At 72.9% G+C, this 24,752-nt stretch carries 23 protein-coding genes; 16 read left to right on the forward strand and 7 right to left on the reverse strand.

The window, feature by feature from the left end:
• Nucleotides 1-66: 66 nt before the first annotated feature.
• From KSK32_RS19730 to KSK32_RS19740, 3 genes are all read right to left on the reverse strand, one after another.
• Nucleotides 67-1,347, reverse strand: a complete 1,281-nt coding sequence (locus KSK32_RS19730; protein ID WP_216936230.1) for a dicarboxylate/amino acid:cation symporter — start codon at nucleotides 1,345-1,347, stop codon at nucleotides 67-69.
• Between the two features lie 136 nt (nucleotides 1,348-1,483).
• On the reverse strand, nucleotides 1,484-2,152 hold the full coding sequence (locus tag KSK32_RS19735) for a DUF998 domain-containing protein (protein ID WP_216932536.1): 669 nt from the start codon (nucleotides 2,150-2,152) through the stop codon (nucleotides 1,484-1,486).
• Nucleotides 2,145-3,110, reverse strand: coding sequence for a glutathione S-transferase family protein (locus KSK32_RS19740; RefSeq protein WP_216932537.1), 966 nt, complete (start codon nucleotides 3,108-3,110; stop codon nucleotides 2,145-2,147). Before KSK32_RS19740 ends, KSK32_RS19735 begins: the two co-directional genes overlap by 8 nt.
• A 96-nt stretch (nucleotides 3,111-3,206) precedes the next feature.
• On the opposite strand from KSK32_RS19740, the gene pcaF reads away from it, so the two are divergent.
• The 7 genes from pcaF to KSK32_RS19775 all read left to right on the forward strand — a co-directional run bounded on the left by pcaF (nucleotide 3,207) and on the right by KSK32_RS19775 (nucleotide 11,126).
• Nucleotides 3,207-4,412 carry a 3-oxoadipyl-CoA thiolase gene (gene pcaF / locus KSK32_RS19745; RefSeq protein WP_216932538.1) on the forward strand — a complete coding sequence of 402 codons (1,206 nt, stop codon included), beginning with the start codon at nucleotides 3,207-3,209 and terminating at the stop codon, nucleotides 4,410-4,412.
• Between the two features lie 117 nt (nucleotides 4,413-4,529).
• Nucleotides 4,530-5,348: an SAM-dependent methyltransferase gene (locus KSK32_RS19750; protein WP_216932539.1), complete on the forward strand. Its 819-nt coding sequence runs from the start codon at nucleotides 4,530-4,532 to the stop codon at nucleotides 5,346-5,348.
• Between the two features lie 4 nt (nucleotides 5,349-5,352).
• The gene (locus tag KSK32_RS19755) at nucleotides 5,353-7,503 is read left to right on the forward strand and encodes a bifunctional diguanylate cyclase/phosphodiesterase (RefSeq protein WP_216932540.1); all 2,151 of its coding nucleotides are present in this window, start codon (nucleotides 5,353-5,355) and stop codon (nucleotides 7,501-7,503) included.
• 91 nt (nucleotides 7,504-7,594) lie between these two features.
• The gene (locus KSK32_RS19760) at nucleotides 7,595-8,095 is read left to right on the forward strand and encodes a DUF456 domain-containing protein (protein WP_216932541.1); all 501 of its coding nucleotides are present in this window, start codon (nucleotides 7,595-7,597) and stop codon (nucleotides 8,093-8,095) included.
• A gap of 47 nt (nucleotides 8,096-8,142) precedes the next feature.
• Nucleotides 8,143-8,889 carry an MBL fold metallo-hydrolase gene (locus KSK32_RS19765; RefSeq protein ID WP_216932542.1) on the forward strand — a complete coding sequence of 249 codons (747 nt, stop codon included), beginning with the start codon at nucleotides 8,143-8,145 and terminating at the stop codon, nucleotides 8,887-8,889.
• A gap of 261 nt (nucleotides 8,890-9,150) precedes the next feature.
• Complete coding sequence (locus KSK32_RS19770; protein WP_216932543.1) at nucleotides 9,151-10,719, forward strand: amino acid permease; 1,569 nt, start codon at nucleotides 9,151-9,153, stop codon at nucleotides 10,717-10,719.
• A 29-nt stretch (nucleotides 10,720-10,748) separates the two neighbouring features.
• Nucleotides 10,749-11,126 (forward strand): nuclear transport factor 2 family protein, encoded by a 378-nt coding sequence (locus KSK32_RS19775; RefSeq protein ID WP_216932544.1) that lies wholly within the window; start codon nucleotides 10,749-10,751, stop codon nucleotides 11,124-11,126.
• A 29-nt stretch (nucleotides 11,127-11,155) separates the two neighbouring features.
• Here KSK32_RS19775 and KSK32_RS19780 read toward each other — a convergent pair whose 3' ends face one another.
• Entirely contained in the window at nucleotides 11,156-12,319 is a 1,164-nt protein-coding gene (locus KSK32_RS19780; protein WP_216932545.1) for a sorbosone dehydrogenase family protein, read from the reverse strand.
• 86 nt (nucleotides 12,320-12,405) lie between these two features.
• Here KSK32_RS19780 and KSK32_RS19785 point away from each other — a divergent pair, with 86 nt between their 5' ends.
• From KSK32_RS19785 to KSK32_RS19805, 5 genes are all read left to right on the forward strand, one after another.
• Nucleotides 12,406-13,770, forward strand: coding sequence for a glutamine synthetase family protein (locus KSK32_RS19785; RefSeq protein ID WP_289256337.1), 1,365 nt, complete (start codon nucleotides 12,406-12,408; stop codon nucleotides 13,768-13,770).
• Nucleotides 13,771-13,901: 131 nt separating this feature from the next.
• A complete protein-coding gene (locus KSK32_RS19790; RefSeq protein ID WP_374226753.1) occupies nucleotides 13,902-15,248 on the forward strand; it encodes an aldehyde dehydrogenase in 1,347 nt (448 codons plus the stop codon).
• A gap of 5 nt (nucleotides 15,249-15,253) precedes the next feature.
• Nucleotides 15,254-16,021: a 3-oxoacyl-ACP reductase gene (locus KSK32_RS19795; protein ID WP_216932547.1), complete on the forward strand. Its 768-nt coding sequence runs from the start codon at nucleotides 15,254-15,256 to the stop codon at nucleotides 16,019-16,021.
• 232 nt (nucleotides 16,022-16,253) lie between these two features.
• Complete coding sequence (locus tag KSK32_RS19800; RefSeq protein ID WP_216932548.1) at nucleotides 16,254-16,964, forward strand: gamma-glutamyl-gamma-aminobutyrate hydrolase family protein; 711 nt, start codon at nucleotides 16,254-16,256, stop codon at nucleotides 16,962-16,964.
• 204 nt (nucleotides 16,965-17,168) lie between these two features.
• Nucleotides 17,169-20,831, forward strand: a complete 3,663-nt coding sequence (locus tag KSK32_RS19805; RefSeq protein ID WP_216936232.1) for a SpoIIE family protein phosphatase — start codon at nucleotides 17,169-17,171, stop codon at nucleotides 20,829-20,831.
• Here KSK32_RS19805 and KSK32_RS19810 read toward each other — a convergent pair.
• Nucleotides 20,828-21,139: an STAS domain-containing protein gene (locus KSK32_RS19810; protein WP_216932549.1), complete on the reverse strand. Its 312-nt coding sequence runs from the start codon at nucleotides 21,137-21,139 to the stop codon at nucleotides 20,828-20,830. The genes KSK32_RS19805 and KSK32_RS19810 overlap by 4 nt on opposite strands.
• A gap of 94 nt (nucleotides 21,140-21,233) precedes the next feature.
• Between KSK32_RS19810 and map the strand changes: the two genes are divergently transcribed.
• On the forward strand, nucleotides 21,234-22,091 hold the full coding sequence (gene map, locus KSK32_RS19815; protein WP_216932550.1) for a type I methionyl aminopeptidase: 858 nt from the start codon (nucleotides 21,234-21,236) through the stop codon (nucleotides 22,089-22,091).
• Nucleotides 22,088-22,804: a VIT1/CCC1 transporter family protein gene (locus tag KSK32_RS19820; RefSeq protein ID WP_216932551.1), complete on the forward strand. Its 717-nt coding sequence runs from the start codon at nucleotides 22,088-22,090 to the stop codon at nucleotides 22,802-22,804. The genes map and KSK32_RS19820 overlap by 4 nt, the downstream gene beginning before the upstream one ends.
• A gap of 38 nt (nucleotides 22,805-22,842) precedes the next feature.
• Here the strand turns inward: KSK32_RS19820 and KSK32_RS19825 are convergent, their stop codons facing one another.
• A complete protein-coding gene (locus KSK32_RS19825) occupies nucleotides 22,843-23,568 on the reverse strand; it encodes a nucleotidyltransferase domain-containing protein (RefSeq protein WP_216936233.1) in 726 nt (241 codons plus the stop codon).
• A 67-nt stretch (nucleotides 23,569-23,635) separates the two neighbouring features.
• Here KSK32_RS19825 and KSK32_RS19830 point away from each other — a divergent pair, with 67 nt between their 5' ends.
• Nucleotides 23,636-23,905, forward strand: a complete 270-nt coding sequence (locus tag KSK32_RS19830) for a type II toxin-antitoxin system prevent-host-death family antitoxin (protein WP_216932552.1) — start codon at nucleotides 23,636-23,638, stop codon at nucleotides 23,903-23,905.
• Nucleotides 23,906-23,937: 32 nt separating this feature from the next.
• Entirely contained in the window at nucleotides 23,938-24,183 is a 246-nt protein-coding gene (locus KSK32_RS19835; protein ID WP_308163801.1) for a type II toxin-antitoxin system RelE/ParE family toxin, read from the forward strand.
• A gap of 23 nt (nucleotides 24,184-24,206) precedes the next feature.
• Here KSK32_RS19835 and KSK32_RS19840 read toward each other — a convergent pair whose 3' ends face one another.
• The gene (locus KSK32_RS19840) at nucleotides 24,207-24,686 is read right to left on the reverse strand and encodes a nitroreductase family deazaflavin-dependent oxidoreductase (RefSeq protein WP_216932554.1); all 480 of its coding nucleotides are present in this window, start codon (nucleotides 24,684-24,686) and stop codon (nucleotides 24,207-24,209) included.
• Between the last annotated feature and the right edge of the window lie 66 nt (nucleotides 24,687-24,752).

Here is a 24,752-nt window from a genome sequence, read left to right on the forward strand (position 1 = left end):
GAAGATCCTCCGGTCGGGGCAACGGGTGCGCCTCCTTCTCGGCAGGCGCACCCGTTGGAGTGTGGATCAGGCGGGTACGGGGTCGAGCCGCGCGGTCTCGACCGGCTCGATCAGGTCGCGCTTGCCGGCCGAGTCGTACGCGGCCCGGTCGAGGGTGCCCTCCCGGGCGGCCACGATGGTCGGCACCACGGCCTGCCCGGCCACGTTCGTGGCGGTACGGATCATGTCCAGGATCGGGTCGATGGCCAGCAGCAGACCGGCCCCGGCCAGCGGCAGGCCCAGCGTGCTCAGGGTCAGCGTCAGCATGACGATCGCGCCGGTCAGGCCGGCGGTCGCGGCCGAGCCGACCACCGAGACGAACGCGATCAGCAGGTAGTCGGTGACGCCCAGGTTCACGCCGAACACCTGCGCCACGAAGATCGCGGCGAGCGCCGGGTAGACGGCGGCGCAGCCGTCCATCTTCGTGGTGGCGCCGAACGGCACCGCGAAGGAGGCGTACTCGCGGGGGACGCCGAGACGCTCGACCGAACGCTGGGTCACCGGCATGGTGCCCACCGAGGAGCGGGACACGAAGGCCAGCTCGATGGCGGGCCAGGCGCCGGCGAAGAAGCGCAGCGGGTTGAGCTTGCCGGCCACCGCGAGCAGCACCGGGTAGACCACGAACAGCACGAGCGCGCAGCCGACGTAGACGGCCGTGGTGAACTTCGCGAGCGGGGCGAGCAGGTCCCAGCCGTACGAGGCGACGGCGTTGCCGATCAGGCCGAGCGTGCCGATCGGGGCGAGCCGGATGACCCACCAGAGCGCCTTCTGCACGATCGACAGCAGCGAGCGGTTGAGCGCCACGAACGGCTCGGCGGCGTCGCCGACCAGCAGCGCGGCGGCGCCCACCACCAGGGCGAGGAAGACGATCTGGAGGACGTTGCCCTCGACGAACGCGCCGACCGGGTTGGTCGGGACGATGCCGGTGAGGAAGTCGATCCAGGAGCCGGTGGTCTTCGGCGCGGTGGCGCCGGCCGGGTCCAGGTTGACGCCCCGGCCGGGGTCGGTGAGCAGGCCGAGGCCGATGCCGATGCTCACCGCGATCAGCGCGGTGACGCCGAACCAGAGCAGCGTCTTGACTGCCAGCCGGGCGGCGTTGGCGACGCCGCGCAGGCTGACCACGCTGACCACGATGGCGGTGAAGACCAGCGGCGGCACGGCCAGCTTGAGCAGCTGGACGAAGAGGCCGCCGACGGTGTCGAGCGTGCTGGTCAGCCAGGCGAGGCCGGCGGCGCGGGCGAGGAAACCGAGCGCCACGCCGAGCACGAGGCCGAGCAGGATCTGGACGGAGAAGGGGATTCTGCGCAGGGCGGAGGTCATGGGGACGAGTCCAAGGTCTGGAGAGGGAAGGCGGGCGTCGGGGCGTGGAGCTACGCCGGACAGACGCCGCTGGCCTGCCGTCGCAGATCGACGTACAGGCGCTCGGTGAGGCACCAGACATTGGTCATCGTCGCGACACGCTACTCCCGTCCGGCGTCCGGACGGAAGGACCGCTGCCGGTGAGGCTCCTTACAGCCAGGTAGCCGGAGGAGGCCAGTCCCCAGGCGGCGACCACGACCAGCAGCACCCGCTCCGACACCCCGAGCAGCGTGCTGCGCCCGACCAGCAGCAGCGCCGCAGCGACCACGGCGGCCACCGGCAGCGCCAGCGCCGCGCCGATCGCGGCGATCCGCCGCAGCCCCCGGTCCACCCCCGGGGAGAACAGCAGCACGAGCATCGCGAGCACCACCGCGGCGGTCGCCGCGATGCTGGCCCCGCCGTGCACCAGGTCGGCCACCGTGGGTGCCTCGAACGGCGGAAGCGGGCAGCCCTCGCTGCACGTCACCGCGCCGGAGAGCACCGTGGCCACCGCGCCGGCGCCGAGCAGCCCGGCCGCCGCGCGCAACCCCGGTGGCAGCGCCCCGGCGAGCAGCAGCAGCGACGCGGCCACCGAGAAGATCCCCATCCGGTACGCCCCGGCGTACCCGCTGTCCGTGATGCCCGCCTCACTCACGTACCCGGCCGGGCCGGGACCGGGACCGGCGACCACCGCGACCGTCACCGCGGTCACGCCGGCAGTCAGGCAGACGGCGGCGAACGCGGCGGCGATCCGGCGGGCTGTTCCCTCAGCCACGTCCGTGCGCTGTGGTCCAGCCGGACAGATCCGGGCCCAGCGGCACGATCCGGCTCGGGTTGATCATGTCGTGGGTGGCGTAGTAGTGCCGCTTGATGTGGTCGAAGTCCACCGTCTCGCCGAAGCCCGGCGTCTGGAACAGGTCCCGCGCGTACGCCCACAGCACCGGCATCTCGGTGAGCTTGCGCTCGTTGCACTTGAAGTGCCCGTGGTACGCCACGTCGAAGCGCACCAGCGTGGTGAACAGGCGTACGTCCGCCTCGGTGATCGCGTCGCCCATCAGGTAGCGCCGCCCGGCCAGCCGCTCGCTGAGCGCGTCGAGGCGGGCGAACAGCGCGGTGAACGCCTCGTCGTACGCCTCCTGGGAGGTGGCGAAGCCGCACCGGTAGACGCCGTTGTTGACGTCCCGGTGGATCTCCGCCATCAGCGTGTCCATCTCCGGGCGCAGCTCGACCGGGTACAGATCCGGGGCGCCCGGCGCGTGGAAGCGCCGCCACTCGGTGGAGAAGTCCAGCGTGAGCTGCGGATAGTCGTTGGTGACAACCCGTCCGGTGAGCGTGTCCACGAGCGCCGGCACTGTCACCCGGCCGGTGTAGTCGGGGTCGGTGGACAGGTACGCGTCGGACAGGAAGCCGATGCCGAGCACCGGGTCGAAGCCGTCCGGGTCGAGCGCGAACCGCCAGCCCCGCTCGTCCCGGATCGGGTCGACGGTGCCCAGCGAGATCACCTCGTCCAGCCCGAGCAGGCCGCGCACGATCCGGGCGCGGTGCGCCCACGGGCAGGCCCGGCACCAGACCAGCCGGTACCGGCCGGCTTCCAGCGGCCAGCGTCCCTGCTCGTCCGGCCCGCCGCCCTCGGGTGAGGTGGAGTGCGGGGTGACCCGGCCGGTGAACCGGTTGGGCTGGCGGACGAACGCGCCGCCGCCACTGGTCTCTGCGCTGAACTGGGCCCCGGACATGCGGCAAACCTATCCGGTCCGGTCGCGGATATCCTGGCGCCCGGGTACCCCCGCGACCCGCCCCGACCCTTCCCACCCCCGAAGGACGTACGCGCGATGACAGTGGCCTATCTCGTTGCCGGAGTCCGCACCCCGATCGGCCGGTACGCCGGCGCGCTGGCCGGGGTCCGCCCCGACGACCTGGCCGCGCACGTCGTCCGCGAGCTGGTGGCCCGCCACCCGTCGGTCGACTGGGCGCGCACCGACGACGTGATCCTCGGCTGCGCCAACCAGGCCGGCGAGGACAACCGCAACGTGGCCCGGATGGCCGCGCTGCTCGGTGGCCTGCCCGAGGAGGTGCCGGGCAGCACCGTCAACCGGCTCTGCGGCTCCGGCCTGGACGCGCTCGCCTCCGCCGCCCGCGCGATCGTCGCCGGGGAGGCCGACCTGGTGGTGGCCGGCGGCGTGGAGAGCATGAGCCGCGCGCCGTTCGTCATGCCGAAGGCGGCCACGCCGTTCGCCCGCACCGCCGAGGTGTACGACACCACGATCGGCTGGCGGCTGATCAACCCGCTGATGCGCAAGGGCTGGGGCATCGACTCGATGCCGGAGACGGCGGAGAACGTGGCAGCGGAGTTCGGCGTGGACCGGGCCGCGCAGGACGCCTTCGCCTACCGGTCGCAGCAGCGGGCCGCCAAGGCGCAGGCCGACGGCCGGTTGGCCGAGGAGATCGTCCCGGTGACGGTGCCCGCGGGCAAGCGCGAGACGAAGCTGGTCGAGGCCGACGAGCACCCGCGCGAGACGACGCTTGCGAAGCTCGCCGCGCTGCCCACCCCGTTCCGCGAGGGCGGCACTGTGACCGCCGGCAACTCCTCCGGCGTCAACGACGGCGCCGTCGCGCTGCTCGTCGCCTCCGCGGCCGCCGTCGAACGCTACGGTCTCACCCCGCTGGCCCGGGTACGCGGTGCCGCGTCGGCCGGCGTACCGCCGCGGATCATGGGCATCGGCCCGGTCCCGGCGACCCGGAAGCTGCTCGACCGGACGGGCCTGTCGCTCGCCGACGTCGACGTGATCGAGCTGAACGAGGCATTCGCCGCGCAGTCGGTGGCGGTGCTGCGCGAGCTGGGCCTGCCGGAGGACGCCGAGCACGTCAACCCCGGCGGCGGGGCGATCGCGCTGGGTCACCCGCTCGGCGCCAGCGGCGCCCGGCTGGCGTTGACAGCCGCGCTGGAACTGCGCCGACGCGGCGGCCGGCGGGCGCTCGCCACCATGTGCATCGGCGTCGGCCAGGGCATCTCGCTGCTGCTGGAATCGGCCGACTGACCCCGGGCCGCCGGCATCGCCTCCGGTGGATCTCCCGTACCTGGCCGTACCGGCCTAGAGTGGTCTGGACCACATGATCCGCCGTCGACGGCGGACGACGACCTGGGGGACCGAGCGATGCAGACGCCGGAGAGCCTGCCCACCGAGATCGACCTGAGCCGGCCGAGCGCCGCCCGGGTCTACGACTACTTCCTCGGTGGGGCGCACAACTTCGAGATCGACCGGCAGCTCGCCGAGCAGATCGCAGCCATGACGCCGAACCTGGCCGCCACCATGCGTTCCGGGCGGGAGTTCCTGCGCCGGGCCGTACGGGTGCTGCTCGACGCCGGCATCGACCAGTTCCTCGACATCGGCTCCGGCATCCCCACCGTCGGCAACGTGCACGAGGTCGCCCAGGCCGCCGATCCGGGCGCCCGCATCGTGTACGTCGACACCGACCCGGTCGCCGTGGCGCACAGCCACGAACTGCTCGCCGGCAACGACCGGGCCACCGCGATCCTGGCCGACCTGCGCGAGCCGAAGCTGATCCTGGACCACGCCCGCGCCAGCGGCCTGATCGACTTCGACCGGCCGCTGGGCATCCTGCTCGCCGGCGTGGTGCACTTCGTGCCGGACGCCGACCGCCCGGCCGACATCCTGGCCACGCTGCGCGCCGCCGCCGCGCCCGGCAGCTACCTGGTCATCTCCCACTCCACGTTCGAGGACCAGCCGCAGGAGATGTTGGACGCGCAGCGGCTGTCGGCGCGCACCGCCACCGAGATCACCTTGCGCTCGCGGGCCGAGATCACCGGCTTCTTCGGTGACTGGACGATCCTCGAACCGGGCGTGGTGCACATGCCGCTGTGGCGGCCCGACTCCCCGTCGGACGTGGACGAGCACCCGGAGCGGTTCGGAGCCTTCGGCGGCGTCGCCCGGCACGACCGCGCCGCCGGCTGAGCCCATGCGCACCCCGGACAGCGACGGGGGAGACGTCAGCCGGCCCGGCGCCGCCGCGTACGCCGCCGAGTGGGCTCGGGCGGTGCGCCGCATCGGGTTCGTGCCGCTGAGCGCGGCCGAGACCGAGCGCCTGCTGGTGCCGCTCACCGAGCGGCTCGGCGAGACCCTGGTCGCTCCCACCTTCTCCGCCCGCCCGGCGGAGGAGGTGGGGCGTGCCCTGGTCGAGGCGCACCTCACCGAGCCCGGCGTGCTCGACTGGTCGGTGCAGGCGCTCGGCGACCGGTTCCTGCAGTGGGTGCTGCCGTCGCGGACGGAGTCACCGGAGCTGCGCGAGCGGGTCGCGCTGCTCCAGGGCGCGTTCGCGGCCGGGTTCGCCCGCGCGCTGCGCGACCGGGTCTTCAGCCAGCAGGAGCGGATCGCCCGGTCCGCGTGGCAGGCCCGGGACACCGTCGAGCAGGCGCTGCGGGACAGCGAGGCGCGTTTCCGGGCGGTCTTCACCGGCGCCGCCATCGGTATCGGCATCGCCGGGGTGGACGGGCAGATCATCGAGGTCAACCAGTCCTTCGCGGACATGCTCGGCTACACCGTCGCGGAGATGCGGCGGATGAACGTGTCGGCGCTGGCCTATGCCGACGACGCGGCCGGGATGTGGGAGCTGTACAAGGAGCTGATCGAGGGCAAGCGGGACAGCGCCCGGGTGGAGAAGCGCTACTACCGCAAGGACGGCAGCGTGGTCTGGACCGATCTCGCGGTGTCGCTGATCCGGCACGACGACGGCCGGCCCCGGTTCACCGTGGCGATGGTGGAGGACATCACCCAGCGGTACGAGTTGCAGCAGCGGCTGCGCTTCCAGGCGCTGCACGACCCGCTGACCGGCCTGCCCAACCGGACGCTGTTCTTCGAGACGCTCGGCGACGTCTTCGACGGCGCCGGCCCGGACCAGCGCGTCGGGCTCTGCTTCATCGACCTGGACGGCTTCAAGGCGGTCAACGACAGCCTCGGTCACGACCTGGGCGACCGGCTGCTCAAGGTGATCGCCCGGCGGCTCAGCGACTGCGTGGCCGGGCGCGGTCACCTGGTGGCCCGGATGGGCGGCGACGAGTTCGTCATCCTGGTCGACTCCGACGGTGGCATCGACGACGCGGTGGAGGTCGCCGAGCTGGCCCTGGCCGCGGTGTCCGCGCCGGTGCACGTCGGTGACCAGCAGCTCGCCGTGTCGGCGAGCATCGGCATCGTGGAGTGCCCGGCGGCGGAGACGAGCGTCGGCGACCTGATGAAGGCCGCCGACACCACGCTCTACTGGGCCAAGGCGGAGGGCCGGGGCCGCTGGGCGGTGTACGACCCGGAGCGCAGCGCCGCCGACATCGCCCGCTCCGCGCTGGCCGCGAACCTGCCCGCCGCGCTGGACCGGGGCGAGTTCGTGCTGCACTACCAGCCGATCGTGTCGCTGCTGGACGGCACGATGGTGGCGGTCGAGGCGCTGGTGCGCTGGCAGCACCCGGAGCTGGGGCTGATCGGGCCGGACCGGTTCATCGGGCTGGCCGAGGAGACCGGCCTGATCGTCCGGCTCGGCGCCTGGGTGCTGCGCCAGGCGTGCCGCGACGCCGAGTCGTGGCGGCGCGCGTACCCGGACACCACGCCCGTGGTGAGCGTCAACCTGGCCGCCCGGCAGGCCGACGACCCGGCGATCGTGGAGACGGTGGCCGAGGCGTTGCAGCACACCGGCCTGCCGGCCGAGCTGTTGCAGCTGGAACTGACCGAGAGCGCCGTCATGGGCAGCGCCGGGGAGCCGCTGCGGACGCTGCACCAGCTCGCCGACCTCGGGCTGCGGCTGGCCATCGACGACTTCGGCACCGGCTACTCGAACCTGGCATACCTGCGGCGGCTGCCGATCCACTGCGTGAAGCTGGCCGGCCCGTTCGTCGAGGGGATACGCGGCGACGGCGCCGACACGGTCGCCGACCACCGGGACGAGCGGATCGTGGACGCGCTGGTCCGGCTGGCGCACGCGCTGGAGCTGTCGGTGACGGCCGAGGCGGTGGAGACCGAGGTGCAGGCCGAACGGCTGCGGGCGCTGCGCTGCGACACCGGGCAGGGCCGGCTGTTCGGCGCGCCCATGCCCGCCGACGGCATCCGCGCCCGCCTGGGCGGGTAAGGAAGGGCCCCCTCTTAACGCCTCCGGTAGAGGAGGGGGCCCCGCTTAACACCTCCCGCGCAGACGCGGCAGGCGAGGAAGGGAGAACCGGTTGAGCCTCACCGATTCGCAGGCCGTGGTGTCGGTGGTCGCCGCGCTGGCGATCGTCGCCGGCCTGGCCGGGGTGGTGGTGCCGGGGCTGCCGGCGTTGCCGCTGTGCTGGGGCGGCGTGCTGGTGTGGACGCTGTTCGGCGACGCCGGGCCGGGCCGCTGGGCGGTGCTCGCGGCCGCCACGGTGATCGCCGCCGGCGGCACGGTGCTCAAGTACCTCTGGCCGGGGCGCAACCTGAAGCGGACCGGGGTGCCCACCACGTCGCTGCTGGCAGGCGGGCTGCTCGGCGTGGTCGGGTTCTTCGTGATCCCGGTGGTCGGGCTGCCGATCGGCTTCGTCGGCGGCATCTTCGGCGCCGAACGGCTGCGGCTCGGCGACACCCGGCTCGCCTGGCCGGCCACGGTGCAGGCACTCAAGGCGGCTGGTCTGTCGATGGTCCTGGAGTTCACCGCCGGCCTGATGATCGCCGCGCTGTGGGTCGCAGGGCTGCTGTTCGCCTGACCGTCGCCGGGCCACCCGGCGACCGCCCGGCCGGTACGGTCGACCGGATGCGGACAACCGTCCTGGGCGGCCTCGGCGCCTACCCCACCGCCCACCAGGCCTGCGCCGGCTTCCTCGTCGAACACGACGGCTTCCGGCTGCTGATCGACCCCGGATACGCGACGCTGCAACCGTTGCTGGCGCTCACGAGGACGGAGCACGTCGACGCCGTCTACGTCAGCCACGGCCACCCCGACCACTGCGCGGACCTGCAACCGCTGGTCCGCGCCCGGGTGCTGGCGAACCGGTCCGGGCCGCCCCTGCCGGTGTACGCCCCCACGGGCAGCCTGGCCGGACTGCTCGCGATCGACGAGCCGGGCCTGCTCGAACCCGGACACCGGCTGACCGGATTCACCCCGGGGGAGACGCTGGGCCTGGGGCCGTACGAGGTGCGGACGTTCGCGTTGCCGCACTGGGTGCCGAACGCCGGGGCCCGGTTCTCGGCGGCGGGCCTGGTGCTCGCCTACACCGGCGACACCGGACACAGCCCGGCGCTGGTGGAGCTGGCCCGCGACGCGGACCTGCTGATCGCCGAGGCGACCTATCCCGACGAGATCCCGCAGCGGCACGCGGGCAACCTGTCCAGCGCCGCCGAGGTCGGCCGGTACGCCGCCGAGGCCGGGGTGCGGCGTCTGCTGCTCACCCACCTGTGGCCGGGAACGGAGCCGCGGGAGGCGCTGGCCGCCGTGCGGCGCGGGTTCGCCGGACCGGTGGAGGTGGCCGCGCCCGGGCTGACGGTGACCGTCGGCCGGTAGGGAGCGGCGGCGCGGGGCGTCCGGAGGGTACGGCCGATCGCCGTACATCAGTGAGAGAGAGGTGGACGCCGCGCGCCGCCGCGGACCGGGCGTTGCCGAGCGCCCGGTGCCGGCCCGTCGGGTCGGGCCTGGTCACGCCCACAATGATGCCTCGGGCGGGATCGGACGACAACGCAATTACCGGGGTACGTATTGACCGCCTTGATCGGCCGGGAGCAGACTGCGAGCACTCGCACGAGCATCGCCTCGAGGAGGTGTGCAGTGGCCACGACGCCCGCGCCGACCGCCGAGCAGCCGATGGACGACGACGCCCGACGACTCGCCGAACTCGGCTACAAGCAGGAGCTGCGCCGCAAGTGGAGCGGCTTCTCCAACTTCGCGATCTCGTTCTCCATCATCTCGATCCTGGCCGGCTGCTTCACCACGTTCGGCCAGGCGTGGAACAACGGCGGCCCGGTGGCGGTCTCCTGGGGCTGGCCGCTGATCTCGCTGTTCATCCTGATCATCGGCTTCTGCCTGGCCGAGCTGGTGTCGGCGTACCCGACAGCGGGCGGGATCTACTGGTGGGCGGCGAAGATGGGCCGGCCGGTGCACGGCTGGTTCACCGGCTGGCTCAACCTGATCGGGCTGGTCGCGGTGACCGCGTCGGTCGACTACGGCTGCGCCACGTTCCTCAACCTGACGCTGTCGGCGCTGTTCGACGGCTGGGCCGGCACCGGGCACCAGACGTTCGGGCTGTTCGTGGTGATCCTCGCGCTGCACGGGCTGATCAACATCTACGGGCACCGCATCATCGACGTACTCCAGAACGTCTCGGTCTGGTGGCACGTGGCAGGCGCGGCCGCTGTGGTGCTGATCCTGGTTCTGGTCCCGGACGACCACCAGAGCTTCAAGTTCGTGTTCACCGAGCGGTTCAACAACTCCGGCTTCGGTGACGGCGACACCGGCGGGCTGGCGTTCTGGTTCTACGTGCTGCCGCTGGGCTTCCTGCTCACGCAGTACACGATCACCGGCTTCGACGCCTGCGCGCATGTCTCCGAGGAGACCCGGGGCGCGTCCAAGGCCGCCGCCCAGGGGCTGTGGCGGTCGATCTTCTACTCCGCGGTGGGCGGCTGGATCCTGCTGCTGGCGTTCCTGTTCGCGGCCACCGACGTGGACGCGATCAACGAGGCGGGCGGCTTCTCCGGGGCGATCTTCGAGTCGGCGCTGACGCCGTTCTTCTTCAAGGCCGTCATCATCATCTCCACCATCGGGCAGTTCTTCTGCGGGATGAGCTGCGTGACGTCGATGTCGCGGATGGCGTACGCCTTCAGCCGGGACCGCGCGGTGCCCGGCTGGCGGCTGTGGTCGAGGGTGAACCGCAACGGCACGCCCGTCAACGCCATCATCGGCGCGACGCTGGCCGGGCTGGTGCTCACGTTGCCCGCGCTCTACCAGCGCGGCGGCATCCCGGTCGCGTTCTACGCGGTGGTGTCGGTCGCGGTGATCGGGCTCTACCTGTCCTTCATCATCCCGATCTTCCTGCGGCTGCGGATGGGCGACCGGTTCACCCCGGGCCCCTGGACGCTCGGCCGGCGCTACAAGCTGCTCGGCTGGATCGCGGTGGTCGAGATCGCCGTCATCTCGGTCTACTTCGTGCTGCCGATCGTCCCGGCGGGTGTGCCCGGCAACCCGGATTTCAGCTGGACGGCGGTGAACTACGCGCCCATCGCGGTCGGCGGCGTGCTGCTCGGCGTCGCCATCTGGTGGTACGCCTCGGCCCGCAAGTGGTTCACCGGCCCGCGCCGCACCGTCGATCAGCCCGAGCCCGAGCCCGCCGAGCCGTCGTAGCTGTCGGTGTAGGCTGCCATGATCCGGCCATGGAGGCGGAAGCTGTGGTACGCGCGTTGTGGGATCGCATGCAGGCCCGGGACTGGGCCGGCGTCGGCGAGGTGCTGGCCGACGACGTGGTGGTCGAGTGGCCGGTCAGCGCCGAGCGGATCGTCGGCCGCGACAACTACGTGAAGGTCAACGCCGAGTACCCGGAAGGTTGGTCGATCCGGGTGCTGCGGGTGGTGGCAGCGGGCGACACTGTGGTGTCCGAGGTGGAGGTGCCGCACGAGGGAATGGGCGTGCACCGGGTCGCGTCGTTCTGGACCGTGCGCGACGGGCGGATCGTCGAGGGGCGGGAGTACTGGACGAGCCTCGGAGCGGACCCGTCCCCGCAGTGGCGATCCGCCTGGGTCCAGCCGATGTGAGTCGCCGGGCTGTCCGCGTACCCCAGGGGTCAGATCGTGGGGCGGCGGTGGGTGAGCGGGAAGCGGAGGATGCGGTCGTCGCCGGCCGCCGGGGTGCCGCGGCCGTCGCGGTTGCTGGTCGCGACCCACAGCGCGCCGTCGGGCGCGACCTCGACGGTACGCAGGCGGCCGTAGGTGCCGGCCAGCTCCGCCACCGGTACGCCGACGCGGCCGGCGGCGTCGACGGGCACCGCCCAGAGCCGGGCGCCGCGCAGCGCGGCGACGTAGAGCGTGCCCCTGGTGAACGCGGCGCCGCTCGGGGACGCCTGCGCGGGCGGCCAGACGACGACCGGGTCGCGGAACCGGGGGTCACCGGCGACGCCCTCGGCCAGCGGCCAGCCGTAGTTGCCGCCGGGCACGATCCGGTTCACCTCGTCCCAGGTGCTCTGCCCGAACTCGGTGGCGAACAGCCGCCCCTGCCGGTCCCAGGCGAGGCCCTGCACGTTGCGGTGGCCGTAGCTGTAGACGAGTGAGCCGGGGAACGGGTTGCCGGCGGGCACGCCGCCGTCCGGGCGGATCCGCAGGATCTTGCCGTTGCGGCTGGTCAGGTTCTGCGCGCGGGCGGCCACCCCGGCGTCGCCGATCCCGGCGTAGAGCATGCCGTCGGGGCCGAACGCGATCCGGCCGCCGTCGTGGACGGGGCTGCGGGCGATGCCGCTCACCAGCACCTGCGGCGGCCGCGACGAGCCGAGGCGGAACCTGACGATCCGGATGTCGGCAGCGGTGGTGTAGGCGGCGTAGACCCACCGGTCGCGGCGGTACCCGGGGGAGACCGCCAGGCCGAGCAGACCCGCCTCGCCGCCCGCGGCCACGTCGGCGATGCGGGCCACCTGCCGGGCCGGGCGACCCGGGCGTACGCGCAGGATCGTGCCGTCGTCCCGCTGCGCGACCAGGGCGCTGCCGTCGGGCAGGAAGTCCAGCCCCCACGGCGCTTCCAGCCCGGTCGCGACGACGCGGGGACGGGTCAGGTCGTAGCCGGACCAGCCGGCGTGCAGGTCGAGCGCGACCGGGCGCTGGTGCGCGTCGGCGGGGACCGGCAGGTTCGGGCCGTCCGCGGCCGGGCGGCCGGTCGGCCGGCGGTCGGCGTGGGCGTCGGTCGCGGCCAGCACGATCGCGAGGACGGCGGCGACGACCGCGACGGTACGACGGCGCATGTGCGCTCCTCGGTTTCGCACCCGGCCTCGCCGGGGCATTGACGGTGATCCGGTTTGCCAGTAGACCTTGGTGATGGAGGCCCCTGATGAAGCAAACGCCGCTCTCGCTGGAACAGTTGCGGGTCGCCGTCACCGAGGGTGAGATCGACACGGTGGTGCTCGCCCTCACCGACATGCAGGGCCGATTGCAGGGCAAGCGGTTCCACGCGCCCTTCTTCCTCGACCAGGTGGTCACGCACGGCAGCGAGGGCTGCAACTACCTGCTCGCCGTGGACGTCGACATGAACACCGTCGACGGGTACGCGATGTCGAGCTGGGAACGCGGCTACGGCGACTTCGCCATGCGCCCCGACCTGGACACGCTGCGCCGGATGCCCTGGCAGCCCGGGTCCGCGCTGCTGCTGGCCGACCTGGAGTGGCTGGACGGCTCCGGCCCGGTGGTCGCCTCGCCCCGGCAGATCCTGCGCCGCCAGCTCGACCGGCTGGCCGCGCACGGGCTGACCGCGTACGCCGGCACCGAACTGGAGTTCGTGCTCTACCGCGACTCGTACGAGGAGGCGTGGCGGCGCGGCTACCGTGACCTGACCCCGGCCAACCAGTACAACGTCGACTACTCGCTGCTCGGCACCGCCCGGGTCGAGCCGCTGCTGCGCCGCATCCGCACCGAGATGGCCGGCGCCGGGCTCACCCCGGAGAGCGCGAAGGGCGAGTGCAACCTCGGCCAGCACGAGATCGCCTTCCGGTACGACGAGGCGGTGCGCTGCGCCGACCACCACGTCATCTACAAGAACGGCGCGAAGGAGATCGCCGCCCAGGAGGGCATGTCGATCACGTTCATGGCGAAGCCGAACGAGCGGGAGGGCAACTCCTGCCACATCCACTTCTCGCTGCGCGACGCCTCCGGCTCGTCGGCGATGCTGGGGGACGGGCCGGCGCACCTGAGCGTCACCGGTCAGCGGGTGCTGGCCGGGCTGCTCGCCACCATGCGCGAGTTCAGCCTGTTCTTCGCGCCGAACATCAACTCGTACAAGCGCTACCAGCCCGGCTCGTTCGCGCCGACCGCGCTGCGCTGGGGCACCGACAACCGCACCTGCGCGTTGCGGCTGGTCGGGCACGGGCAGGGGATGCGGGTGGAGAACCGGGTGCCGGGGGCCGACGTCAACCCGTACCTGGCGATCGCCGCGCTGGTGGCCGGGGCGGTGCACGGCATCGAGAACGAGCTGGAGCTGGCCGACGAGTGCACCGGCAACGCGTACGACGACCCGGACGCCGAGCGGGTGCCCACTACGTTGCGTGACGCGCTCGACCTGTGGCAGCGCTCGGAGGTGGCCCGGGCGGCGTTCGGCGACGAGGTGGCCGACCACTATGCCAACCAGGCGAAGGTCGAGCTGACCGCCTTCGACGCCGCGGTGACGGACTGGGAGCTGACCCGTGGCTTCGAACGTCTCTGACGCCCGCCGCCTTCCCTCCAGCCCGCGCGATCTTGCACTTGCGGCCCTCGGTGCGGGCGATACGCGGCTTTTGCCGGGGCGGCAACTGCAAGATCGCCGAGGTGAGAGGGGGAGGGGGGCGCGTGGGTGAGGTGATCTCGCCGGTTGACGGGGCGGGGATCGGGGTTGTTCCGGGGTACTCCGTGGCGGACGTGGATGCGGCTGTCGCGCGTGCCGCCGTGGCGTTCGAGTCGTGGCGTCGGGTGGCCCCGGGGGATCGGGGGCGGCTGCTGCGGCGGTTCGCCGCCCAGGTCGACGCGCACCTGGAGGAGCTGGCTCTCCTGGAGGTGCGCAACGCCGGGCACACCATCGGCAACGCGCGCTGGGAGGCGGGCAACGTCCGCGACGTGCTCGACTACTACGCGGGCGCGCCGGAACGGCTGACCGGCCAGCAGATCCCGGTGCCCGGCGGGCTCGACGTCACGTTCCACGAGCCGCTGGGCGTGGTCGGCGTGATCGTGCCGTGGAACTTCCCGATGCCGATCGCCGGCTGGGGCTTCGCCCCGGCGCTCGCCGCCGGCAACACGGTGGTGCTGAAGCCGGCCGAGCTGACCCCGCTGACCGCGCTGCGCCTGGCCGAACTGGCCCGCGACGCCGGCCTGCCCGACGGCGTGTTCACAGTGCTGCCCGGCCAGGGCAGCGTGGTCGGCGAGCGGTTCGTCACCCACCCGGCGGTCCGCAAGATCTGCTTCACCGGCTCGACCGAGGTCGGCACCCGGATCATGGCCGGCTGCGCGAACCAGGTGAAGCGGGTGACGCTGGAGCTGGGCGGCAAGTCGGCAAACATCGTCTTCGCCGACGCGGACCTGGAGAAGGCGGCGGCCACCGCGCCGTACGCGGTCTTCGACAACGCCGGCCAGGACTGCTGCGCCCGCTCCCGGATCCTGGTCCAGCGCCGGGTGTACGACCGCTTCCTGGAACTGCTCGAACCGGCCGTACGGGCGGTTCGGGTGGAGAACCCGGCCCGGGAGACGGCCGAGATGGGCCCGCTGATCTCCGCCGCGCACCGGGACCGGGTCGCCGGGTACGTCGACGGGGCGGACGTCGCCTTCACCGGCTCGTGCCCCGAGGGCCCCGGCTTCTGGTACGCCCCGACCGTGCTGCTCGCCGGCTCCCCGGCGGACCGGCACTGGCGGGAGGAGGTCTTCGGCCCGGTCGTCTCGGTGCTGCCGTTCGACGACGAGGCGGACGCGATCCGGCTCGCCAACGACACCGAGTACGGCCTGTCCGGCTCGATCTGGACCCGGGACGTCGGGCGCGCGGTTCGGGTGGCCCGCGCGGTCGAGTCCGGCAACCTGAGCGTCAACTCGCACTCCTCGGTGCGCTACTGGACCCCGTTCGGCGGGATGAAACGCTCCGGCCTGGGCCGGGAGCTGGGTCCGGACGCGCTGCACGCCTTCACCGACGTCAAGAACGTGTTCATCGGCACCGAGGAGTGATCACAGTGCAGGGACGGCTTTCCGACCGGGTGGCGGTGGTGACCGGCGCGGGCAGCGGCATCGGGCTGGCCACCGTGCGGCGCTTCGCCGCCGAGGGCGCCCGGGTGGTCTGCGTGGACATCGACGCCGACGCCGGCACCCGGGCCGCGCAGGAGGTGGACGGCGAGTTCGTCGCCGCCGACGTGGCCGACGAGACGGCGGTCCGCGACCTGTTCGACGGGGTGGTGCGGCGGCACGGCCGGGTGGACGTGTCGTTCCACAACGCCGGCATCTCGCCCCCGGACGACGACTCCATCCTGGAGACCGGCCTGGACGCCTGGGAACGGGTGCTGCGGGTCAACACCACGAGCGTGTACCTGTGCTGCAAGTACGTCATCCCGCACATGCGCCGGCAGGGCAAGGGCTCGATCATCAACACCGCCTCGTTCGTGGCGCTGATGGGCGCGGCCACTTCGCAGATCGCGTACACGGCGAGCAAGGGCGGCGTGCTGGCGATGACCCGGGAGCTGGGCGTGCAGTTCGCCCGCGAGGGCATCCGGGTAAACGCGCTGTGCCCCGGGCCGGTGGCCACGCCGCTGCTGCTGGAGCTGTTCGCCAAGGACCCGGAGCGGGCCGCCCGGCGGCTGGTGCACGTGCCGATGGGCCGGTTCGGCGATCCCACCGAGATCGCCGCCGCGGTGGCGTTCCTCGCCAGCGACGACGCCTCGTTCATGACCGCCGCGCAGTTCGTCGTCGACGGCGGCATCACCGGCGCGTACGTCACTCCGCTGTGAGCGCGAGGAGTGAGCCGGGGTTGCGAGCCCCGCAGTCGCGAACCAGGCCTGCACTGTGAGCGCGAGGAGTGAGCCGGGGTTGCGAGCCCCGCAGTCGCGAACCAGGCCTGCACTGTGAGCGCGAGGAGTGAGCCGGGGTTGCGAGCCCCGCAGTCGCGAACCAGGCCTGCACTGTGAGCGCGAGGAGTGAGCCGGGGTTGCGAGCCCCGCAGTCGCGAACCAGGCCTGCACTGTGAGGCCCGTCATCGGCATCACCGCGTACGTCGAACCGGCCGGCTGGGCGGTGTGGCGGGACGTGCCGGCGACGCTCGTGCCGCACGCGTACGTCCGGTCGGTCACCGCGGCGGGCGGCCGGGCCGTGGTGCTGCCCCCCGACGACGCGGACGCGGACGTGCTGGGGCTGCTGGACGGGCTGCTGCTGGCCGGCGGCGCGGACGTCGGCCCGGAGCGGTACGGCGAGCCGCCGGACCCGCGTACCGAGAGCCGCCCGGAGCGTGACGCCGGGGAGACGACGCTGCTGACCGCCGCGCTCGCCGCGGACCTGCCCGTGCTGGGCGTGTGCCGGGGGATGCAACTGCTCGCGGTGGCGTACGGCGGCCTGTTGCACCAGCACCTGCCGGACGTGGTCGGGCACGACGGGCACCGCCCCGCGCCGGGCGTGTACGGGTCGCACCCGGTGCGCTTCGCCGCCGGCAGCCGGGCCGCCGAGGTGATGGCCGGGGTGGACCGGGTCAACTCGTACCACCATCAGGCGGTGGCCGACCCCGGCGGCCTGTCGGTCACCGGCTGGGCCGACGACGGGGTGATCGAGGCGGTGGAGGACCCGGCGCGGCGCTTCGTGCTCGGGGTGCAGTGGCATCCGGAGAACGAGGCCGACCCGCGGCCGGTGGCCGCGCTGGTCCGGGCCGCGATGTCGGCCAGATCACACACCCGCGTTCCGTAGGTGAGGGCAGCCGAATCGGCGGTCCCGCCGACCCGGCGAGGACCGCCCGAGTCGCCCCACGGCGTCGGTTACGCCAGGATGAGGCGGAGGTAAGCAGCGTCGAACGGTACGGGTGCGTTACGTTGCTCCTCCGTCGGGGTAGTACGCGGGGACGGTCGGCGGAGATCGCCGACCGTCGTGATCATGGCCGGAGCGGGAGGCTACATGGGCTCGGCCCTGGGGGACGGGGAGGACGGTCGTTCGTCCCCGTCGGCCGGCGAGGCGTCATTCCCACCGCTGCTGACCGCGGCGTTCGCCGCCGGTGGCGAGATGGGCGAGCGGCTGCGCGGGTTCGACTGGTCGACCACCGCCCTCGGTACACCGGACAGCTGGCCCGCCGCGCTCTGCCACGCGGTGAGCACCATGCTGTCGTCCCGCGCGCAGATGGTGGTGTTCTGGGGCGAGGACCATCTGGCCTTCTACAACGACGCCTACCGGCCGACCATCGGCGACAAGCACCCGGCCGTGATCGGGCAGGCCGCACGCCGGCACTGGGCGGAGACCTGGGAGGTGCTCGGCCCGCTGCTGGACGGGGTACGCCGCACCGGCGTGCCGTACCGGGGCGAGAACCACCCCTTCGTGATCAACCGGCACGGCTTCCTGGAGGACGTCTACTTCGACGTCTCGTACGACCCGATCCGCGACGCCGACGGCACCGTCAGCGGGATCTTCTGCTTCGTCAACGAGACCACCGGCCGGGTGCTCGGCGAACGCCGGCTGCGCGTCCTCGCGGAGCTGGGCAACGAGCTGGGCGACGTGCCGGGCCTGATCGAACTGGGCGGCGCCGTCGCCCGGGTGCTCGACGCCCACCGCGCCGACGTGCCGTTCAGCGCGGTCTGGTTCCAGGGTGAGGACGGGACGCTGGTGCCGGCCGGCTGCACCGGGGTGGACCCGGCCACCGTCGCCGGCCCGCCGCCCGGACCGCCCGGCGACGGGCCGCTCACCGAGCCGCGCTGGATCGCCACCGCCGACCTGCCCGGCGCGGTGCCGCCGGACGCCGCCGATCAGGCGCTCCTGCTGCCGCTGACCGCCACCAACGAGCCGGCGGGAGTGCTGCTGCTCGGGATGTCCCGCCGGCTGCCGTTCACCGACGACTACCGCGACTTCGTCGACCTGGTCGCCGCGCAGGTCTCCCGCGCGGTGGGCAAGCAGCGGGCGTACGAGCACGAACGCGCCCGGGCCGCCGAGCTGGCCGCGCTGGACCGCGCCAAGACCAACTTCTTCGCCAACGTCAGCCACGAGTTCCGTACCCCGCTGACGCTGGTCCTCGGCCCGCTGGAGGAGATGCTCGCCGACCGGGAGCTGCCCGAGCGCTACCTCGACCGGTTGACCGTCATGCACCGCAACGGGCTGCGCCTGCTCAAGCTCGTCAACACGGTGCTCGACTTCTCCCGGCTGGAGTCCGGTCGGCTGGCCGCCCGCTACCAGCCCACCGACCTGTCCGACTACACCTCCCGCCTGGCCAGCACGTTCCGCTCGGCCACCGAGCGGGCCGGGCTGCGCCTGGTGGTGGACTGCCCGCCGCTGCCCGCACCGGTCTACGCCGACCGGGACATGTGGGAGAAGATCGTCCTCAACCTGGTGTCGAACGCGGTGAAGTTCACCTTCGACGGCGAGATCCGGGTCCGGACGCGTGCCGCCGACGGGGCCGCCGTGCTGGAGGTCACCGACACCGGCGTCGGCATCGCGCCGGAGGAACTGCCGCAGGTCTTCGAGCGGTTCCACCGGGTGGCCGGTACGCGCTCGCGTACCCACGAGGGCACCGGAATCGGGCTCGCCCTGGTCCGCGAGCTGGTCGAGATGCACGGCGGCACGGTGACCGCGCACAGCGTCGTCGAGCGGGGCACCACGTTCACGGTGACCTTGCCGTTCGGGTACGCGCACCTGCCCGCCGACCACGTGGCCGCGCTGTCCCCGGTGCCGCCGAGCGAACCGGAACAGGCCCGGCTGTACGTCGCCGAGACGGCGCTCTGGACTGACGAGGTGGCCCGCCCCGCCGGGCTGCCGGAGCCGTCCGGCACGCCGGGTGGCTCCGGCCGCGTCCTGTTCGCCGACGACAACCCCGACCTGCGTGAACACGTCGTCCGGCTACTCTCCCCGGCGTACGAGGTGGTGGCCGTGCCGGACGGCGTGGAGGCGTTGCGGCTGGCCGTCGAGACCCCGTTCGACCTGGTGCTGACCGACGTGATGATGCCCCGGCTGGACGGCTTCGGGCTGGTCACCGCGCTGCGGGCCGCGCCGGCCACCCGGTACGTGCCGATCGTGCTGCTCTCCGCGCGGGCCGGCGCCGCCGAGGAGGTCGCCGGCCTGTCCACCGGGGCCGACGACTATCTGACCAAGCCCTTCTCCAGCCAGGAGCTGGTGGCCCGGGTCCGGGCCAACGTCGAACTGGGTCAGTTGCGCGGGCAGATCATCCGCCGGCTGCGGGCACTCGCCGACGCCGCCGTGGAGATCAACACCGCCCGGTCCACCGCCGAGGTGGTCCGGGTGGCCGCGCGGCACGCGCTGCGCCTGGCCGAGGCCGGACGCGTCCGGGTCACCGCCACCGGGGCACGCCACGAGGAGGACGCCGGCGGCGACCTGCCCGCCGAGCCGACTGTGGTGCTGCCGCTCACCGGCACGTCCGGCGAGCAGCTCGGCGAGCTGCGGGTGTGGCGCCGGGAGGGCGGCGGCACCGAGGAGGCGGCGCTGGCCGAACTGGCCCGGCTGATCGGCGTACGGCTGGAGAACGCCCAGCTCTACGAGGCCGAGCACCACATCGCCACCACGCTCCAGCACAGCCTGCTGCCGCGTACGCTGCCGCAGTTGCCCGGCGCGGTGGTGGCCAGCCGCTACCTGCCCGGCAGCGCCGACGTGGAGGTCGGCGGCGACTGGTACGACGTGATGGCCACCACCGACGACGACCTGGTGCTGGTCATCGGCGACGTGGTGGGCAAGGGTGTGCGGGCCGCCGCGGCGATGGGCCAGCTCCGCAACGCGCTGCGGGCGTACGTCCTGGAGGGCTACGACCCGGGCGAGGCGCTGACCCGGCTCAACCGGCTGGTCCACTCCGTCGGCAGCGGCTCCTTCGCCACAGTGGTCTGCCTCGGCTTCTCCCCGCGCACCGGCCGGATCCGGTACGCCAGCGCGGGTCACCCCTCACCCCTGCTGATCCGAGGAAACGACGTGGCGTTCCTGCACGACCGGGCCCTCGGACCGCCGATCGGGGCGATTCCCGGCACGGCCTATCCGACCGCCGAGGGGGAACTCGCGCCGGGCAGCCGGCTCCTGCTCTACACCGACGGCCTGATCGAGGACCGGTCCGCGGGCATCGACGCCGGGCTGGGCCAGTTGCGGGCGGACGCGACGGCGCGCGCCGGGCACGTGGCCGACCTGGTCGACGCCGTCATGGCGCGGGTGGCCGGGCGGTCCCGGCACGACGACGTGGCGGTGCTCGCGCTGGAGGCGGCCGAGCTGAACCGCTTCGCGCTGCGCCTGCCCGCCGACCCGACCCGGCTCAGTGTGCTGCGCAAGCGGCTGGAGGACTTCCTCGTCGCCCACCACGTCGGCGAGACCGACCTGTTCGACCTGACGGTGGCGGTCTCCGAGGCGGCGGCGAACGCGATCGAGCACCCGGTCGACCCGATGGACCCGACGATCGAGGTCGAGGTGACGATCGCCGGCCGTACGGTCACCGCGACGATCCGGGACAGCGGACGCTGGCGGGAGTCGAGCGGGTCGAGCTTCCGGGGACGCGGGCTGGCGCTGATCCAGGCGCTGGGGGAGATGACAGTGACCCGTACCGCGAACGGCACCGAACTGACGCTGCGCCGCCGGCTGACCGACTAGCCGGCCAGCCAGTCCTGTTCGCCCAGGCCGGAGATGTCCAGCACGCGGCGGACCTGCGGGGACGGCAGCACTGTCAACGCGTCCGGGAACCGCTGGGCGAGCCGGACCACCGCGTGGATGGCGGCCGAGTCGAAGAAGGTGACCGCCCGCAGGTCGAGCGTGAGCCGCTTGGCGGGCTCGCGGAGCGCGGTCTGGAACATGGTGTCGGCGGTCGCCATGTCGACCTCCCCGGTCACCTGGACGCGCAGATGGTCGCCGTCGACCTGCGCGGTCACGGAGAAGACGGGCGCCGCGCCCCCTTGATCCACGGAGCAACAATGGCACAGCGTTTGCGGCGCGGCAACAACCTGCCCGGCGGGCCTGTGGCGGGGGGCACACCGGCCCCGGCGATAGGCTTGCGCCATGACCGTCCGTGCGCCGCTGACCCCCGGCACGCTCTCCCCGTGGCGAGCGGTTCCCGCCCACATCCCGCGTCCGGAGTACGTGGGTAAGAAGCGCCCGCTCCAGTGGCGCGGCTCGCACGTGCAGACGCCGGAGACCATCGAGAAGATGCGCGTGGCGGGGCGTCTCGCCGCCCAGGCCACCCAGCTCGCCGGTGAGCACTGCAAGCCCGGGGTGACCACCGACGAGATCGACAGGGTGGTGCACGAGTTCCTCTGCGACCACGGCGCCTACCCGTCGACGCTCGGCTACCGGGGCTTTCCCAAGTCGTGCTGCACCAGCATCAACGAGGTGATCTGCCACGGCATCCCCGACACCACCGTGCTCCAGGACGGCGACATCATCAACGTCGACGTGACCGCGTTCCTGAACGGCGTGCACGGCGACACCGACGCCACGTTCTGCGTGGGCGAGGTGAGCGAGGAGGCCCGCCTGCTGGTCGAGCGGACCCACACGGCGATGATGCGCGGCATCAAGGCCATCGCCCCGGGGCGGCAGATCAACGTCATCGGCCGGGTGATCGAGTCGTACGCGAAGCGCTTCGGCTACGGCGTGGTCCGCGACTTCACCGGGCACGGTATCGGCGAGGCGTTCCACAGTGGCCTCTACGTGCCGCACTACGACAGCCCGCGCCCCACCGACGTGATGGAGCCCGGCATGACGTTCACCGTCGAGCCGATGATCACGCTCGGCACCTACCAGTACGACATGTGGGACGACGGTTGGACGGTGGTCACCAAGGACCGCAGGTGGACGGCCCAGTTCGAGCACACCATCGTCGTGACCGACGACGGCTACGAGATCCTGACGCTGCCGTGACCGAGACCCCGGCGGCGCTGCGCGAGGCGCACCACGCGGACGTCTCCGGCGGCTGGCTGCGTCCGGCCGTCTTCGGCGCGATGGACGGGCTGGTCACCAACATCGCGCTGATTGCCGGTGTGGGCGGCGGCGGGGTGTCCCCGCGCAGCGTGGTGCTCACCGGTACGGCCGGCCTGGTGGCCGGCGCCATCTCGATGGGCCTCGGCGAATACACGAGCGTCCGGTCCGCGAACGAGCAGGTCGCCGCCGAGGTGGCCAAGGAGCGGCGCGAGCTGGAACGCCACCCGGAGGCCGAGGCCCGCGAACTCGCCGACGCCTGGGTCGCCCGCGGACTGCCCCGCGAGCTGGCCACGCAGGTCGCCGAGGCGGTACGCGCCAACCCGGAGGAGGCGCTGCGCGTACACGTCCGGGAGGAACTGGGCGTCGACCCCGACGACCAGCCCAGCCCGTGGGCCGCCGCGATCTCGTCGTTCGTCTGCTTCTCCGTCGGCGCGCTGGTGCCGCTGCTGCCGTACCTGCTCGGCTTCACCAGCCTCTGGCTGGCGCTCGCCGTCGGCGGCGTGGGACTTTTCGTCGCCGGGGCGATCGTGGCCCGGTTCACCAACCGCGCCTGGTGGCGCAGCGGCCTGCGGCAGTTGCTGCTCGGCGCGCTGGCGGCCGGCGCGACCTACCTGATCGGCGCGCTGATCGGCGTCGGCGGCGGCATCGGCTGACGCTGAACCGTCCGCGACCGTCAGCCGTCGGCGAGCTGTCAGCCGGACAGCAGGTCGTCGATGGTGCCGTCGACCGGCCGCCCCCGGGCGGCCAGTTCCTCGGCCTGGCGGGTGAGCGCCGCGCCCACCTCGGTCATGTCCGCCCCGGCCAGCCCGGTACGCCGCACCGCGTCCCCCGGGTCGCGGAAGTAGGTGCGGCTGAACAGCCCCTGCACTGTGGCGGCGGCCAGCCGCGCCTCGCCGAGCATGAGCAGCGCCTGATCCGTCTCGTACCACTCGGCCAGCCGCAACGCGCGGGCGTGCGCCGCGCTGCCCCGGTACCACGCCTGCCGGGCTGCCCCGGTGAACTCCGCCGGCCGGGCCCGTGCCAGCCGCGCCAGGTGCTCGTCGCGCAGTTTCGGCAGCCATCCGGTCGGGTCGTGCAGGGCACGGGTGGTGACGTACCGGTCCGCGGCCAGCGGCCAGCGGGACGTGATCGTCGTCGCCCGGCGCAGGTAGTCGTCCGCCGCGGCCACCGTGAGGTCGACGAGCACCCCGTCGACCCGCCGGGTGGCGGGCGGCGGTCCGGCGCCCGGCCGGTAGGTGACGACCAGCAGGCCGACCTCGCGGTCCCCGCCGTCGTCGTCGCCGTGCGCGAGCGGACCGTGTACGGCGACCGCCAGCACGTCGGCCGGGAACCGCCGCAGGACGGCGTCACCGACCCGCTCGGCCACCTGCCACCGTGGGTCGTCCGGACGCCGCTCGGCGTCTCGTTCGCCGGCCAAGGCCACCGCCAATCCGCAATGTCGTCAGTTCCAGTTGTACGACTCGTACGAGCTGTACGCTTCAGGTATGACCGAGCCTGCTGCCGAGCTTCCGATCTCCGACGCTCGCGAGAATCTCGCAGATGTCGTATCACGTGCTCACTACGCCGGCCGCATCACCTACGTCACTCGTCGCGGGCAGCGGCTGGCTGCCATTGTCCCGGCGGACATCGCCGAGGCGATCGAACGCGCCGAGGACGCGATCGACGTAGAGGCCGCGCGAGCCGCCCTGGCCCGTCTGGATGCTGGTGAGTCGCCGGTCTCTCTCACTGACCTACGGAAAGAGCTGGGCCTGTGAGCGGGCGTACACCGTCCAGCTACACGGTCAGAATTGAGCGCGCCGCCGCCAAGCTCCTCCGCAAGCTCGACCGTCCGGTGCAGGCTCGCCTCGTCGGCGCGATCGCCGATCTCGCGGCCGAACCCCGGCCCGCCGGTGTCAAAGCGCTCGCCGGGCATCCGGGCCTCCTACGCATCCGCGTCGGCTCCTACCGCGTGGTGTACACAGTCCGCGACGAGGAACTGATCGTGCTGGTCGTGCAGCTCGGCCACCGCAGCGACGTCTACGACGCGCTCTAGCTCTAGCGGGGCGCGGCGAGCGCTCAGGTGGCCGATTCGCTCTTCGGGACCAGGCGGAACACGCGGATCTCGCGGCCACCGGCCCGCTCGACGTACGTGCGGTACGCGGGCCACTCCTGCACCAGCCGCTGGAACAGCCGTTCCCGTTCCTCGCCGGCGACCTGCTCGGCGGTGACCGGAATCCGGCGTCCCTTGACGTCCACCTTGGCGGCCGGGTCGGCCATCAGGTTGAACGTCCAGGACGGCTGGTGCTGCTGCCCCCAGTTCGAGCCGATCACCACGTAGGCGTCGCCGTCGGGGACGTACACGAGGGGGTTGCTGCGGGGCTTGCCAGAGCGGCGGCCGGTGGAGGTGAGCACCAGTGTGGGCACGAGCCCGAAGGCGACCACGCGACCCTTCGTCATCCGGCCGACCAGGCGGTCGGCGGGGACGAGCAGGCGCATGGTGGCGCCGAACCAACGCTGGTGACCGAGACGGCGGGTGAGGGATCCCAGGGCGGACACCCGACCAGTGTGCCGCCCATACCGCGCCCCGTCACCCCTCGTCCGGTCAGTCCGCCCCAAGGTCGA

This window comes from Micromonospora sp. WMMB482 (genome assembly GCF_019038635.1).
GTDB lineage: Bacteria > Actinomycetota > Actinomycetes > Mycobacteriales > Micromonosporaceae > Micromonospora > Micromonospora marina.

Excerpts from the sequence above, each read along its gene's own strand:
- pcaF (WP_216932538.1), top strand. The coding sequence starts at position 3,207 with ATGACAGTGGCCTATCTCGTTGCCGGAGTCCGCACCCCGATCGGCCGG.
- KSK32_RS19755 (WP_216932540.1), top strand. The coding sequence starts at position 5,353 with ATGCGCACCCCGGACAGCGACGGGGGAGACGTCAGCCGGCCCGGCGCC.
- KSK32_RS19805 (WP_216936232.1), top strand. The coding sequence starts at position 17,169 with ATGGGCTCGGCCCTGGGGGACGGGGAGGACGGTCGTTCGTCCCCGTCG.
- KSK32_RS19765 (WP_216932542.1), top strand. The coding sequence starts at position 8,143 with ATGCGGACAACCGTCCTGGGCGGCCTCGGCGCCTACCCCACCGCCCAC.
- KSK32_RS19785 (WP_289256337.1), top strand. The coding sequence starts at position 12,406 with ATGAAGCAAACGCCGCTCTCGCTGGAACAGTTGCGGGTCGCCGTCACC.
- KSK32_RS19830 (WP_216932552.1), top strand. The coding sequence starts at position 23,636 with ATGACCGAGCCTGCTGCCGAGCTTCCGATCTCCGACGCTCGCGAGAAT.
- KSK32_RS19750 (WP_216932539.1), top strand. The coding sequence starts at position 4,530 with ATGCAGACGCCGGAGAGCCTGCCCACCGAGATCGACCTGAGCCGGCCG.
- KSK32_RS19740 (WP_216932537.1), bottom strand. The coding sequence starts at position 3,110 with ATGTCCGGGGCCCAGTTCAGCGCAGAGACCAGTGGCGGCGGCGCGTTC.
- KSK32_RS19775 (WP_216932544.1), top strand. The coding sequence starts at position 10,749 with ATGGAGGCGGAAGCTGTGGTACGCGCGTTGTGGGATCGCATGCAGGCC.
- map (WP_216932550.1), top strand. The coding sequence starts at position 21,234 with ATGACCGTCCGTGCGCCGCTGACCCCCGGCACGCTCTCCCCGTGGCGA.
- KSK32_RS19780 (WP_216932545.1), bottom strand. The coding sequence starts at position 12,319 with ATGCGCCGTCGTACCGTCGCGGTCGTCGCCGCCGTCCTCGCGATCGTG.